The organism is Labrys sp. F242 (assembly GCF_057813875.1).
The window spans coordinates 159,949-173,690 of the sequence record NZ_JBVASG010000003.1 but is presented as its reverse complement, the minus strand read 5'-3'; the positions used below and the strand labels follow the sequence as shown (position 1 = coordinate 173,690).

Annotated in this window: 13 protein-coding genes; 5 read left to right on the top strand and 8 right to left on the bottom strand. The window is 64.0% G+C overall.

Annotated elements, in window-relative coordinates; translation table 11 throughout:
- Positions 1–49: 49 nt before the first annotated feature.
- A complete protein-coding gene (gene ubiB, locus ACZYTC_RS20505; RefSeq protein WP_434958664.1) occupies positions 50–1,585 on the top strand; it encodes a 2-polyprenylphenol 6-hydroxylase in 1,536 nt (511 codons plus the stop codon).
- Between the two features lie 76 nt (positions 1,586–1,661).
- Here the strand turns inward: ubiB and ACZYTC_RS20500 are convergent, their stop codons facing one another.
- The 7 genes from ACZYTC_RS20500 to metB form a co-directional block, all read right to left on the bottom strand.
- Positions 1,662–2,072, bottom strand: coding sequence for a DUF805 domain-containing protein (locus ACZYTC_RS20500; RefSeq protein WP_434958665.1), 411 nt, complete (start codon positions 2,070–2,072; stop codon positions 1,662–1,664).
- A 274-nt stretch (positions 2,073–2,346) separates the two neighbouring features.
- On the bottom strand, positions 2,347–2,787 hold the full coding sequence (locus tag ACZYTC_RS20495; RefSeq protein WP_488990417.1) for a DUF805 domain-containing protein: 441 nt from the start codon (positions 2,785–2,787) through the stop codon (positions 2,347–2,349).
- 136 nt (positions 2,788–2,923) lie between these two features.
- A complete protein-coding gene (locus ACZYTC_RS20490; RefSeq protein WP_441770919.1) occupies positions 2,924–3,349 on the bottom strand; it encodes a DUF805 domain-containing protein in 426 nt (141 codons plus the stop codon).
- Between the two features lie 297 nt (positions 3,350–3,646).
- A complete protein-coding gene (gene cysN, locus ACZYTC_RS20485; protein ID WP_488990416.1) occupies positions 3,647–5,566 on the bottom strand; it encodes a sulfate adenylyltransferase subunit CysN in 1,920 nt (639 codons plus the stop codon).
- The gene (gene cysD / locus ACZYTC_RS20480; RefSeq protein WP_434958669.1) at positions 5,566–6,474 is read right to left on the bottom strand and encodes a sulfate adenylyltransferase subunit CysD; all 909 of its coding nucleotides are present in this window, start codon (positions 6,472–6,474) and stop codon (positions 5,566–5,568) included. Before cysD ends, cysN begins: the two co-directional genes overlap by 1 nt.
- A 266-nt stretch (positions 6,475–6,740) precedes the next feature.
- Positions 6,741–7,439: a 5-formyltetrahydrofolate cyclo-ligase gene (locus tag ACZYTC_RS20475; protein WP_488990415.1), complete on the bottom strand. Its 699-nt coding sequence runs from the start codon at positions 7,437–7,439 to the stop codon at positions 6,741–6,743.
- A gap of 31 nt (positions 7,440–7,470) precedes the next feature.
- Complete coding sequence (gene metB / locus ACZYTC_RS20470; protein ID WP_488990414.1) at positions 7,471–8,664, bottom strand: cystathionine gamma-synthase; 1,194 nt, start codon at positions 8,662–8,664, stop codon at positions 7,471–7,473.
- A 175-nt stretch (positions 8,665–8,839) separates the two neighbouring features.
- On the opposite strand from metB, the gene ACZYTC_RS20465 reads away from it, so the two are divergent.
- From ACZYTC_RS20465 to ACZYTC_RS20450, 4 genes are all read left to right on the top strand, one after another.
- Positions 8,840–9,715 carry a LysR family transcriptional regulator gene (locus ACZYTC_RS20465; RefSeq protein ID WP_488990413.1) on the top strand — a complete coding sequence of 292 codons (876 nt, stop codon included), beginning with the start codon at positions 8,840–8,842 and terminating at the stop codon, positions 9,713–9,715.
- A gap of 139 nt (positions 9,716–9,854) precedes the next feature.
- On the top strand, positions 9,855–10,739 hold the full coding sequence (locus ACZYTC_RS20460; protein WP_488990412.1) for a sugar phosphate isomerase/epimerase family protein: 885 nt from the start codon (positions 9,855–9,857) through the stop codon (positions 10,737–10,739).
- A gap of 302 nt (positions 10,740–11,041) precedes the next feature.
- The gene (locus tag ACZYTC_RS20455; protein WP_488990411.1) at positions 11,042–12,268 is read left to right on the top strand and encodes an ROK family transcriptional regulator; all 1,227 of its coding nucleotides are present in this window, start codon (positions 11,042–11,044) and stop codon (positions 12,266–12,268) included.
- 36 nt (positions 12,269–12,304) lie between these two features.
- Positions 12,305–13,252 carry a tagatose kinase gene (locus tag ACZYTC_RS20450; protein WP_488990410.1) on the top strand — a complete coding sequence of 316 codons (948 nt, stop codon included), beginning with the start codon at positions 12,305–12,307 and terminating at the stop codon, positions 13,250–13,252.
- 176 nt (positions 13,253–13,428) lie between these two features.
- Here the strand turns inward: ACZYTC_RS20450 and ACZYTC_RS20445 are convergent, their stop codons facing one another.
- A complete protein-coding gene (locus ACZYTC_RS20445) occupies positions 13,429–13,686 on the bottom strand; it encodes a GlsB/YeaQ/YmgE family stress response membrane protein (protein WP_434958676.1) in 258 nt (85 codons plus the stop codon).
- Positions 13,687–13,742 lie beyond the last annotated feature (56 nt).

Genomic DNA, 13,742 nt, shown 5'->3' with positions numbered 1-13,742 from the left:
ATTCATTCGGCTGGTACCCTTGGCTTCTTTCCTCGATCCATTTCGTCTCATGCGCGCGGGCTGGACGCTGGCCCGCGAAGGCGCGCTTAGCCTCGTCGACATCCATGACCTTCCGGCGCCGGCACGGCTGGCCGTCCGGCTCGGCCGGCTGATCGAAAAGCGCCATGTCAGCGGCGGCAAGGGGCTGGCGGCCGCCTTGGTGAAGCTAGGGCCCAGCTGGGTGAAACTCGGGCAGTTCCTGGCGACCCGGCCCGATGTGGTCGGTTTTGCGGTGGCGCGCGACCTGGAGGAACTGCAGGACCGCATGCCGCCCTTCGGGCGCGCCATCGCCATCGCCGAGATCGAGAGGGCCCTCGGCGGGCCGCTGAGCCACTTTTTCGACGAGCTTTCCGAGCCGGTGGCCGCAGCCTCGGTGGCGCAGGTGCACAAGGGCATCATCCGCGACGCCGACGGCGAGCGCGAAGTAGCGGTGAAGGTACTGCGTCCCGGCGTCGATCGGCGTTTCCGCTCCGACCTCTCCACCTTCTATTTCGCCGCGCGTACGATCGAGCGGCTCGACCCGCGTTCCAAGCGCCTCAAGCCTGTCGAGACGGTCGACATGCTGGCGCGCACCGTCGCCTTCGAGATGGATTCGCGCCTGGAAGCGGCTGCCCTGTCGGAAATGGCGGAGAACATCGCCGACGATCCCGATTTCCGCATTCCTGCGCCGGACTGGAACCGCACGGCCCGCACCGTGCTGACACTGGAATGGATCGAGGGCATTCCCCTGTCCGACATCGACAGGCTGAAGGCGGCCGGCTTCGATCTCGTCGATCTCGCTCGCATCATCATCCAGTCGTTCCTGCGCCACGCCATCCGCGACGGCTTCTTCCACGCCGACATGCATCAGGGCAATTTGATGATCGATGCCTCCGGCCAGCTCGTTGCGGTGGATTTCGGCATCATGGGCCGGGCCGGCCTGAAGGAGCGCCGCTTCCTCGCCGAGATCCTGCACGGCTTCATCACCCGCAACTATCGGCGGGTGGCGGAAGTGCATTTCGAGGCGGGCTATGTGCCCTCGAGCCATTCGATCGACGATTTCGCACAGGCGATCCGCGCCATCGGCGAGCCGATCCACCAGAAGCGGGCTGACGAGATCTCGATGGCCAAGCTCCTGACGCTGCTGTTCGAAATCACCGAACTCTTCGACATGAAGACCCGGCCCGAGCTGATCCTGCTGCAGAAGACCATGGTGGTGGTGGAGGGCGTCGCCCGACGGCTCAATCCCAAGCTCGACATGTGGGCGACGGCTGATCCGGTGGTGCGCGACTGGATCGAGCGCAATCTCGGCCCGCTGGGCAAGATCGGCGACCTCGGACAGCAGACGCTGGAGGCCGGCAAGTCGCTCACGCTGTTGCCGAGCCTGCTCAACCGGGCCGAGACCCTGGCCGAGCGCCTCAACGAGGCAGCGGAAAAGGGCTTTGCCCTGCTACCCGACAGCATCGAGGCGATCGGCAAGGCCGAAGCCCGCCGCAATCGCTGGGGCAATGCCGCTTTGTGGCTGATCGCCCTCGTGGCGCTCTATCTGGCCTGGAAATTGGCCTGAGCGAAGCAGCGCAGACGACAGCATCATCGACCAGCGCCGCAAACCAGAGGCCGAACGGGTTCGGCCCCTTTGCTGTTCAGGAAAAGACACCGGCGACTTCATTGCCGCCAATCCCCTTGGGCGAGGGGCCATATTGGTTGGGGCCCTGGGTACCATCGAGGAAGCCGAGCTCGATGAAAACCCAGATGGCGCCGACAAGGGGAATGAGGCTGGCGAGCAGGAACCAGCCACTCCTGTTGCGGTCATGGCAGCGGCGGACACCGATGGAAAGTCCCGACCATACGAAGCCGATATAGAGCAGGATACCGATCACCATCAGCACATAGATGAGCGGATTGTCCGGTGTTAGGGCCAGCGCTAGACCGTAGAAAACTCCCACGACGACGCACAGGGCAACCCATTGCAGGAGATGATAGATCCAGTAGCTGCTGCGGCGCAGCCGGCCCTGGAAACTGAACAATTTCTCCACAAGTGTCGGTTCATTCATCGCGCTCAACCCCTTTTGACCATCAGCTCTTGCGATTTCAATATTCGCCGGCCTAGCAGCGCAGGCGATTGAAAACAAGGCACCAATATCGATCAATGGAGAGGTGTGTTTCCAGCGTGACAGAAGAACAGCAGGCTGGTCTCTTGGACGAGCGATATTTTACTAGTCAGGAAATTGTCACAATATCAATCACGATCTTCATGTCATCTTGGCATTCGAGATCATTGACTGGAAACCTCACCAGCATTCTCAGCCTTTGATCGTTGGTGTGTTTTCAAAGGTCCTCGTTCGCTGCACGCCATTGGCTGGCCATACCCTCAGGCTCGGGACCGAAGCGATTGGCGGCGCGGGTGCCACGCCAAAAAAACAGATCGACCAGCAGCCAGAGATTGGCAATCGGGATCAGCCCGACCAGCAGGAACCAGGCCGAATGGTCGCGATCATGGCAGCGCTTGGCCAGGATGCAGAAGACCATCCAGCCCACCAACAGAGCGAGACCGCCGAGCGGTATCCAGGGCAGCATCTGCAACACCGCCGCCGGATCATGACGGTAATAGGCAAACACCCACCCTACCCAGACGAAGGCGGCCGCCGCGAACATCACGCACAGACAGACATAGGCGAACAGGGCGTCGAAGCGCGGAATACGCCCTTCCGGGCTGAGCAACATCCGCCCGACGGTCATGCCGCCATCATTTGAACCGGCCTGTGCCATGTTGCATTCGTCGCCGCTCGCATTCCCTCGCCAGGATACACGCGGATCAATACAGAACCAACGGCCTGCAACTCGAAGTGGATGTGAATTTCGGCGCCCCGGCTGCCCGACGGCAATTCCGTCAAATCGCGACGATCTATGTTTCCGGGGGCCATTCCTCAGCAGGTGGACCGAAGCGATTGGGTGCTGGCGTCCCCTTGACGAAGCCCATCTCGACCAGCGTCCACAACGCGATGAGATTGCCCAGCCAGGCCAGCCAGGGTTGCACGAAGATCGCCGCAGCCCAGAAGGCGAGACAGCCCACCGTCCAACCGACATACCACAGCCCCGATTTGCCGCGATCGTGGCAGCGCTTGAAGCCGGCGGCGAGATAGGGCCAGGCGCAGACGAACCAGCCGACTGCGCTCATGCGGAAAACGCGAGCGGGACCTTCGTCGGGGAAATTCGCCGCCGTGAACAGCCACCAGGCGACCCAGACCAGATAGACGAAGGCGAGAGGCACCGTGGCGAGAAGGTAGGCGTGCCGACCGATACGGCCCTTGAAGGAAAATAGGTTGCCCATCCCACTCCGCCCTCAGCACCAATCACCCGGTAAGGGCTTGCCGGGACTTTCCAGCGGCCCGACATTCGCGTCGCCGACGCGGCACCCCAACAGCTTCGCCAATGCGGCGCCCATCCTGAGCATGAAAACCCCAGTCCACGTCATGGAAAGCCGGCGGAGATTGCGACCGAGCGCTGAAATCGGCCCTGCGCCCTGTCTTCAACCTACGTCGAGCCCTTCCGGCCGGCAATGGGCGAACCCAACCCGCGACACTGAAGCCGGGGCGCTACAGAGCCTTGGGCGCCCTCAATGGCGCCGCTACAGCCCCCAATCGTCCTGGTGGTCGAGCAGGCCGCGCTCGCGCAGGGCCTTCACCACGGCTTCGGCCAGGGCCTTGGGCGTTTCGCCGACGGTCTGCAGCACGATATCGGCATTCTCTGGCCGTTCATAGGGGCTGCTGACGCCGGTGAAGTGCTTGATCTCGCCGGCAAGGGCCTTGGCATAGAGCCCTTTCGGATCGCGCTTGATGCAATCCTCGATCGGGGTGTCGACGAAGACCTCGACGAACTCGCCGGCCTCGACCAGCGAGCGGACAAGGGCGCGTTCCGCCTCGAAGGGCGAGATGAAGGAGCACAGCACGATGGTGCCGCTCTCGACGAACAGCTTGGCGACCTCGCCGACGCGGCGGATGTTCTCGACCCGGTCCGCGTCCGTGAAACCGAGATCACGGTTGAGGCCATGGCGGACATTGTCACCGTCGAGCAGCATGGTGTGATGGCCGGCATGGGCGAGCTCGGCCTCGACCAGATTGGCGATGGTCGACTTGCCCGAGCCCGACAGACCGGTGAACCAGACGATCGCCGCCTTCTGATGCTTGAGGGCCGAGCGAGCCAGCTTGTCGATCGTGAGCGAGTGGCGATGGATATTAGTGGCCCGGCGCAGGGCGAAATCGATCATGCCGGCCGCCGCGGTCTGGTTGGTGGCGCGGTCGATCAGGATGAAGGCGCCGGTCTCGCGGTTGTGGACATAGGCGTCAACAGCCACCGGCACGCCGGTCGCCACATTGACGACGCCGATCTCGTTGAGCTGAAGCGTACGGGCGGCCAGGTGCTCCTGGGTGTTGACGTCAATCTTGTGCTTGATCGAGGTGACGGTGGCCGGCACGAATTTGGTGCCCAGGCGCAGCATGTAGGAGCGCCCCGGCAGCAGGGCGTCCTCGGACATCCAGATCAGATGGGCGGCGAACTGGTCGGTGACATCGGGCCGTTCGGTGGCACGGGAGAACACGTCGCCCCGCGCGGCATCGATCTCGTCGGCGAGCGTGAGGGTGACCGCATCGCCGGCAACGGCTTCCTCGTAATCGCCATCCTGGGTGACGATGCGCGTCACCACCGAGGTCTTGCCCGACGCCGCGACCGTCACGCTGTCGCCTGGACGGATGGAGCCGGAGGCAACCGTGCCGGAAAAGCCACGGAAATCGAGATTGGGACGGTTCACCCATTGCACTGGGAAGCGGAAGGGCTTCTTGGCGGCATCGGAAGCGACGTCGATCGTTTCCAGATGCTCGATCAGGATCGGGCCGTGATACCAGTCCATATTGGTCGAGCGCATCGAGACGTTTTCGCCGAAACGCGCCGAGATCGGGATCAGGGTTACCGAGGTGAAATCGAGATTGGCGGTGAAGGCCAGGATATCGTGAACGATCTTCTCGAAGACGATACGATCATAATCCACCAGGTCGATCTTGTTGACCGCGACCACGATGTGGCGGATGCCGAGCAGCGAGCAGATGGTGGCATGGCGCTTGGTCTGCACCAGCACGCCCTTGCGGGCATCGATCATCAGCACGGCAAGGTCAGCGGTGGAGGCGCCGGTCGCCATGTTGCGGGTATATTGCTCGTGGCCGGGGGTGTCAGCCACGATGAAGGAGCGCTTGGCGGTCGAGAAGAAGCGATAGGCGACGTCGATGGTGATGCCCTGCTCGCGTTCGGCCTCCAGCCCGTCGACCAGGAGGGCGAAGTCGATGTCCTCGCCCGTGGTGCCGTGGCGCTTGGAATCCTTCTCCAGCGTGGCGAGCTGGTCCTCGAAGATCAGCTTGGAATCATAGAGCAGCCGGCCAATCAGGGTCGACTTGCCGTCATCGACCGAGCCGCAGGTGAGGAAGCGCAGCAGCCCCTTTTCGCGGGGCTTGAGCATTTCGGCGAGCGAAAGCTCGGCCTGGGGAGCGGCAGCGTTCATCAGAAATAGCCCTCGCGCTTCTTCTTTTCCATCGAGGCCGACTCGTCATTGTCGATCAGGCGGCCCTGGCGCTCGGAGGTGCGGGCGGTCAGCATCTCGCGCACGATGTCGGCGACCGATGTCGCCTCGGAATCGATGGCGCCGGACAAGGGATAGCAGCCGAGCGTGCGGAAGCGGACGCGGCGCATCTGAGGGACCTCGCCGGGCTCCAGCGGCAGGCGCTCGTCATCGACCATCAACATGGTGCCCGACCGAAACACCACCGGGCGCTCCTTGGCGAGGTAGAGCGGCACGATTGGAATGTCCTCTTCCAGGATATATTGCCAGATGTCGAGCTCGGTCCAGTTCGACAGCGGGAAGACGCGGATCGATTCGCCCTGCCGGATCTTGGTGTTGTAGAGCGACCACAATTCCGGACGCTGGTTGCGCGGGTCCCAGGTGTGGTTGGCGGTGCGGAAGGAGAAGATGCGCTCCTTGGCGCGGCTCTTCTCCTCGTCGCGGCGCGCGCCGCCGAAGGCCGCGTCGAACTTGTACTTGTCGAGGGCCTGGCGCAGGCCCTCCGTCTTCATCACCTGCGTGTGCAGGGAGGAGCCGGAGGTGATCGGATTGATGCCCCGCTCGACGCCGTCCTGGTTGACATGCACGATCAGGTCGAGCCCGTAGCGCTTGGCGATCTCGTCACGGAACGAGATCATGTCCTTGAACTTCCAGGTCGTGTCGACATGGAGCAGCGGGAACGGCAGCTTCGAGGGATAGAACGCCTTCAGGGCCAGATGCAGCATCACCCCCGAATCCTTGCCGATGGAATAAAGCATCACCGGATTGGCGAATTCGGCCGCGACTTCGCGGATGATCCCGATCGACTCGGCTTCGAGCCGCTTGAGATGAGGAGACAGGGTGCGGGACATTGGCGCCTATGGGCCCTTTTCACATTGGAAAATGTGTAATTAGGGCATTTTACATAGAATGTCAGGGCTGCCGGCGCAAGTGCGTTTCTTGCGCGGAGAATAGGTGGCAGCCCAGCATGTCACCGCGGGCAGCTCTGCACAACGCCCTGGTTCGGGCGGTTCAGGATCTGCAGGAGAATTGAGCGGCAAAGAGGGAGCGGCACTTGCCACCATCATTGGGGCATAGAGCGCATTCGACCTCGACGAGCGACGAGGTCTCTTTTGTCTCAATCGCTGGGATAGCGCCGGACACTGTCATCCGTGACGATGGCGTCGAGCGGAATATCGTGGGCGAGGGGATGGATGGTGCGGATAGCGGCTTCGGCATAGCCGACGCCAACAGCCACCACGCTAGAGGACAGCCCTGCCAGCGTGCGGTCGAAATAGCCGCCGCCATAGCCGAGCCGGAAGCCTCTCGCGTCGTGGCCGACCACCGGAGCCAGACAGATGTCGGGCACCACCTTGCGCCCGCCCTCGGGCACCGGGATGTTCCAGAAGCCCTTGACCAGTTTCTCTCCCTGTCGCCACGTCCGGAACACCAGCGGCGCGTTCCTTTCCACCACCAGCGGCAGAGCCGTGACTGCGCCCCGCGCGGCCAGCGCTTCGGCCCAGTCGCGTAGATTGGGCTCGCCCCGCAGGGGCCAGTAGAAGCTCACCACCCGCCCGGCGACATCGCCGACGACACCATCGAGACGCTCGGCGATCGCCCGGGTCTTTTCGGCCCTGAGATCGGCCGACATGGCCAGCCGTTCGGCGATCAGACGAGCCCGCTCGCCTTTGCGCCAGGCCATGATCTCTGCCCGGCGCTCCGCCTGCATTTGCACGGCGGCATCGAGCTGACTATCTTCGGCTTCATGCGCAAAGCACGCAGGTGAGGCGAAAGCCCTGGGGGTCTCGTCGGAATCGTCGCCATCGGCATTTGTCATGATATCGGCTCCCTGATCGAAACGGCGGCAATCATCTGCCGACGGCCCGCAACTGGCCAGAGCCGCGATCATCCGCCGCCGCCAACGCCTGCGCAAGGTCGACCAGCAGATCGGCCTCGCCCTCCAGCCCCACCGAAAGCCGCAGCAGGCTGTCCTTGATTCCCGCCGCCCTCCGCGCGACCTCGCCCATGCCGAGATGAGTCATGGTAGCGGGGTGGGCAACCAGGCTTTCGACCCCACCCAGTGACTCGGCGAGGGTGAAGACCCTAACGGCCTCGACGAAGCGCCTGACGGCCGCGGGGCCACCGGCGATCTCGAAGCTGAGCATGGCACCGAAGCCGGCCTGCTGCCGCCGTGCGATTTCGTGGCCGGGATGATCGGGCAGGCCGGGATAATGCACGGCGGCGACACCCTCATGGCCGGCCAGGAAAGCAGCGATCGCGCCCGCCGATCGCTGCTGGTGTTCGATACGGGGGAACAAGGTGCGGATGCCGCGCAGCGTCTGATAGGCGTCGAAGGGCGAGCCGGTGACACCGGTGAGGTTGGCCCAGGAAGCCAGCTCAGCGACATCCTCAACCCTGGCGGCCACCACCGCGCCGCCGATCACGTCGGAATGGCCGTTCAGATATTTGGTGGTGGAATGGATGACGAAATCAGCGCCAAGCGCGATCGGTTTCTGCAGTGCCGGCGACAGGAAGGTGTTGTCGACGGCAAGCGCTGTTCCCACCTTGCGGGCCTTGCCAGCGATGGCGGCGATGTCGACGACGCGCATCAAGGGATTGCTGGGGCTCTCCACCAGCACCAGGGCCGGGCGCCGGGCCAAAGCGGCATCGAGCGCGTTCTCATCGGTCTGGTCGACCAGGGTGAGATTGAACTGGCCCTTGGCAGCCCGCATGGCGAGGAGCCGCTGCGTGCCGCCATAGCAGTCATGCGGCGCCAGGACGGTCTCGCCCGGATTGAGGCGCGAGGCCACCAGGTCGACCGCCGCCATGCCGCTGGCGACCACGATCGCACCGGCCCCGCCTTCCAGCGCCGCCAGCGTGTCGGCAAGCTGGTCGCGCGTCGGATTGCGCGTACGCCCATATTCATAGGTCCCGGCCTGCTCGAAGCCGCCAAAGGCGTAGGAACTGGCGAGATAAAGCGGCGGAGCCACCGCGCGGAAGGCCTTGTCGGCCGCCATGCCGTTGCTTGCCGCAATCGTTTCGGGAGACCTGTCGTCCGTCATGCCATTTCACTCGATATCACCGCATCGTCGGCCGGCAGCGACTCCAGACCGGCGACCCGCCGAGCGGCGGATTCGCGCCGCCGTCATCGGGCCTCCTTGAGTTGTGGCATTGGCAATGAACTCAGACAAACGCATTGTTATTGCAGTTCAATGCAAAATCCATAATCTGATTTTCATGGATATCGGGCTGGCACGGACCTTTCTGGAAATCGCGCAGAATGGCAGCTTCGCCGCTGCCGCCGAGCGTCTCAATCTGACCCAGACGGCCGTCAGCGCGCGCATTCGGGCCCTCGAACAGCAGATCGGTCGCCGCCTGTTCGTCCGCAACAAGGCCGGGGCGCGGCTCACGCAGGCCGGCGAGCTCTTTGTCGGGCCCGCCACCGCCCTGGTGCAGGTCTGGGAACGCGCCCGGCAGGAGGTGGCGCTGCCGCCCGGGCGGGAAGAAGGCATCAGCCTGGGCGGCGAACTCAGCCTCTGGCATCCCCTCCTCGCCGACTGGCTGAGCTGGATGCATCGCGAATGCCCGCGCGTCGCCCTGCGAGTCGAAGTCGATACACCCTCCCGGCTGATCGAGCGCGTCAGGGAAGGATCGCTCGACCTCGTCACGCTCTACAATCCGCCGCAATATCAGGATGTCGTCGCCGAACTGGTGGTGGAGGAGCAACTGGTTCTGGTGACGACTTCCCCCGACGTGCAGGTGCATCGCGACAGCTATGTCCAGGTCGATTGGGGACCGGCCTTCGCGATCAACCACCGCGCCGCCTTTCCCGATCTCGCCGCTGCACCCGTTACAGTCTCGCTCGGCCCCCTGGCGCTGACCCATATCCTCACCGTCGGCGGTTCGGGTTATTTCCGGGCCGGCGCCGTCACCCCCTTGCTGGCCGATGGACGCCTGCACTTGGTGAAAGGGGCGCCAGCCTTCTCACACTCGATCTATGCCCTCTATACCGCCCGACGCGACAATCCGGCCCTCCACCGCGCGCGGGAGGGGTTGCGTTTCGTCGCCGCGCGCGCCGAGCGGCCGGGGCTCGGCATCATCGCCGATGGATAGAATCATCGCTCGTCTCGACCGGTCCTGCTTGAACGAGATTTAGTTTGCTGCTACTCACAACAAAATAACAGAAAAGAAGTATGATCAGGCCGGCTTGCCCCGGATGGGTTCCAGCCGGCGCAACAGGGCAGGAATCACCATGGACAGACTCGGTATCCATTCCTTCGTGTGGACAGGCGGCACCACGCAGCAGGATCTCGAAGGCGCGATGGAGAAGTCGCATCGCCTCGGCTATAAGCTGATCGAATTTCCCCGCCTCGATCCCCGCAAATTCGATGTGTCCTGGCTGGCTCAGCGCCTCAGGGACTATGATCTTGCCGTCACCGTCACCATGGGCCTGCCGCTGGAAGGCGACATTTCCAGCGAGGACGCCGCCGTGGTGCGCCGGGGCGAGGAGATCCTGTCGGATGCGGTCGCCATCACGCGCGATCTCGGCGGGCACAAGCTCGGCGGCATCATCTTCTCGGCGCACACCAAATATCGCAGCCTGCCCACGCGCAAGGGCTGGGACAACAGCGTGACCACGCTGTCCCGCCTGGCCGACAAGGCCAAGCAAGCCGGCGTCAGCCTCAACCTGGAAATCGTCAACCGCTTCGAGACCAACCTGCTCAACACCACCGCACAGGGCCTCGCCTTCATCAAGGATACCGGTTCGGACAACATCTTCCTGCACCTCGACACCTTCCACATGAACATCGAGGAGGCAGACCCCGCTCAGGCCATCCGGCTCGCCGGCGACAAGCTCGGCTATTTCCACATCGGCGAGAGCAATCGCGGCTATCTCGGCTCGGGCGTGATCAACTTCTCCGCCATTTTCGACGCCCTCGTTGCCAGCGGCTACCAGGATTGGGTGACCTTCGAGAGCTTTTCCTCCGAGGTGGTCGACGAAGATCTCTCGATCATCTGCGCGATCTGGCGCAATACCTGGACGGATAATGTCGAGCTGGCCCGCCGCGCCAAGGCCTTCATCGACGATCGCTATGCCGAAGCCCGGCGCAAGGCCGAGACGGCGCGCACGCCGTGAACGCGACTTGGAATGCGACCTGGAACACAGCCCGCTTGCACGCCCGCCCGGGGTGCGAACTGCATTCCGGTCCATTCATGGAACAGACCAGGGTGACGATATTCTAACGCCTTGTTTCGACGCGCCTTTACGCGGTTTGCCGATTCCATCGGACCGCAAGACGCTGTAGTCTCCCTTTCCCATCCTGGAGCAAACAGCGTTCGCGGCTGAACGCTGTTTGCTCCAGTTCCCTGTTTGGATGCGCCTTTGCGATTCTCGACGATTCCGTCTCGTCGCAAAACGCCTTAGCGGACCTCCCCATTTTGGCAACGCCGCAAACCGTCCGTCATCTCAATGAAATCAGGGCCCTCAATGCCCTGTTCCGCGACGCGGGCATGAGCCGGGCCGACCTCGCCCGGGCACTCGGCCTCAACCGTTCGACCACCGGCAACATCATCACCGGCCTGATGACGGAGGGCCTTGCTGTCGAGCGCCGCGACGAGCCGCGCGGCGAGAATGCCGGCAGGACCGGCCGCCCCGGCATCCGGGTACAGATCGATCCGGCCGGCGCCAGCTTTCTCGGCGCCGAGATCGGCGTCGATCGGCTCACCGTCGTCATCATCGACATGCTGGCACAGGAGATCCTGCGCCTCACCCTGCCGTTCCCGACCTATCAGGAAACCCCGGAGGCCGGCACCGACCGCATGGTGGCGCTGATCGCCGAGGCCGTCGAGAGCCTCGACCGCCCCGAGCGCCTGCGTGGCCTGTGCGTGACCCTGCCGGCCCTGCTCGCCTCGGATGGCACGGTGATCAACGGGCTGATGCTCGGCTGGCGCGACGTGAAGCTGAAGACGATGATCACCGACAGGCTGAAGCGGCGCTGCCCCTCCCTCGATCCCGTCATCTCGATCGAAAACGACGCCAATGCCTTTGCCATCGCCGAGACCTACCGCGACACTGCGCATCGCTCCGAGACCGTCGCCTTCCTGCTGATAGAGAACGGTGCCGGCGGCGGCATCGTCATCGGCGGCAGGCTGCTGCGCGGCTCCGCCGGCTTTGCCGGCGAGTTCGGCCAGATCGTGCTCGGCGGCGACACCATCCAGGCCGGCCGCTCCAAGCCGGGCCATCTGGAAAGCTATATCGGCAAGGACGCCATCCTCGGCTTCTACCGCACCCAGGGCGGCGAGGCCGATCTCGACAGGCTGCTGCAAGGCCTCACCCTCGGGGAAAGTGCGGCGATCACGACCGCGCGGGTGTGGGGCGAGCGGCTCGCCGCCGGTTTGATCCAGGTTACCAGCGTGCTCAATCCTGGCCTGATCATTCTCGGCGGCTCTGTCGCGCCGGTCTTCAGCCATGTCGCGGCCGAGGTCGCCCAGGCCATGCAGCGCGAACTGCTCGAGGGTTTTCCGATGCCGCGCATCGAGGTTTCCGGCCTCGGCGTCGAGGGCCCTGCCCTCGGCGGCGCCCTCCTGATGCATCAGCGCATGTTCTCCATCGACGAGAGCGCGATCTATGCCAGCGAACAACCGATCACGCTGTTCCAGAGCTGATCCTGTTCCCCTTTCTCCGATATCGAGGAATCATCCATGCTTGCAGGCAAGATCGTCACCATTGGCGAAATCCTGGTAGAGATCATGGCCACCACCACCGGCAACGGCTTTCTGGAGCCGCAACCATTGGTCGGCCCCTTCCCGAGCGGCGCGCCGGCGATTTTCATCGATCAGGTCGGCAAGCTCGGCCACCCCGCCGCGATCGTCTCGGCCGTGGGCGACGATGATTTCGGTACGCTGAACCTCCAGCGCCTCGATCGCGATGGTGTCGACGTCTCCGCCGTGGCCGTGCATGCGGGAGCGGCAACCGGCAGCGCCTTCGTGCGCTACCGGCCGGACGGCGGCCGTGCCTTCGTCTACAATATGCGCGACAGCGCCGCCGGGCGTATCGCCGCCACGCCCGAAGCCGAAGCGGTGCTCGCCGAGGCCGGCCATCTCCACGTCATGGGATCGGGTCTGCCGGTCCCAGCCGTCGCCGAGATGATCCTGAAGACCCTGCCGGGGCTCAAGGCGAGGGGCGGTACCGTCTCCTTCGACCCCAATATCCGGCGCGAGACGTTGCGCGACGGCAGTAAGGCTGTTTTCCATACCGTGCTGGCCGCAACCGATCTCTTCCTGCCCTCCGGCGAGGAATTGTCGCTGTTCTCCGGCGAGACCGACGAGGACAAGGCGGTCGCGGGCCTGCTGGCGGCGGGCATCAAGGAAATCGTGCTGAAGCGTGGCGCCGGCGGCGCCAGCCATTTCAATTGCGACAGCCGCACTGACATGCCGGGCTTCGCGGTGACCGAGATCGATCCGACAGGCGCCGGCGACTGCTTCGGCGCGACGTTTCTGGTGGCGCGCCGGTTCGGCAAGTCCGTGACGGAGGCGCTGCGCTATGCCAATGCCGCAGGCGCCCATACCGTGACCGTGCAAGGGCCGATGGAAGGGAGCGCGGACTTCGCCGAACTCGACCGCTTCATCGCCCAGGCCGCCAACGCCTGAAGCAGGGAAGTCCCACCTTTGTTACAAAACTGTCGCAAGGCGGGGATAGCCTAGCCCTGCATGGAGCCTCTCTCGCCCTGCCGCGGCCCGGCTAGGTTCTCCAGCAGCGTTCTCTAGCCGGGCCGCGCCCGCCCATCGGGCAAGCCCGTGGCGGCACAGCGCCGGCCGTCGTTTTGTCAGGCGGATCGTTTCAGCATTCTTCCGAGCGCAATCAGCACACAGGCGCCGATGAATCCGGCAATGAGGTAGCCAACCCAGCCGCCAAGCACCACGCCGAACATGCCCAGCACCAAATTGGCGACAGCTGCGCCGATAATGCCGAGGATGATATTCATGAGGAGGCCCATATTGCTCTTCATGAACATCTCGGCCAGCCAACCCGCCAGCCCGCCGATAATGATGGCTCCGATCCAACCCACCTGCGGATTATCCATGCTGCACCCCTCTGTCAGGCCTGACGCCAAACACGCCCTTGGAAGGCTATTGCCCG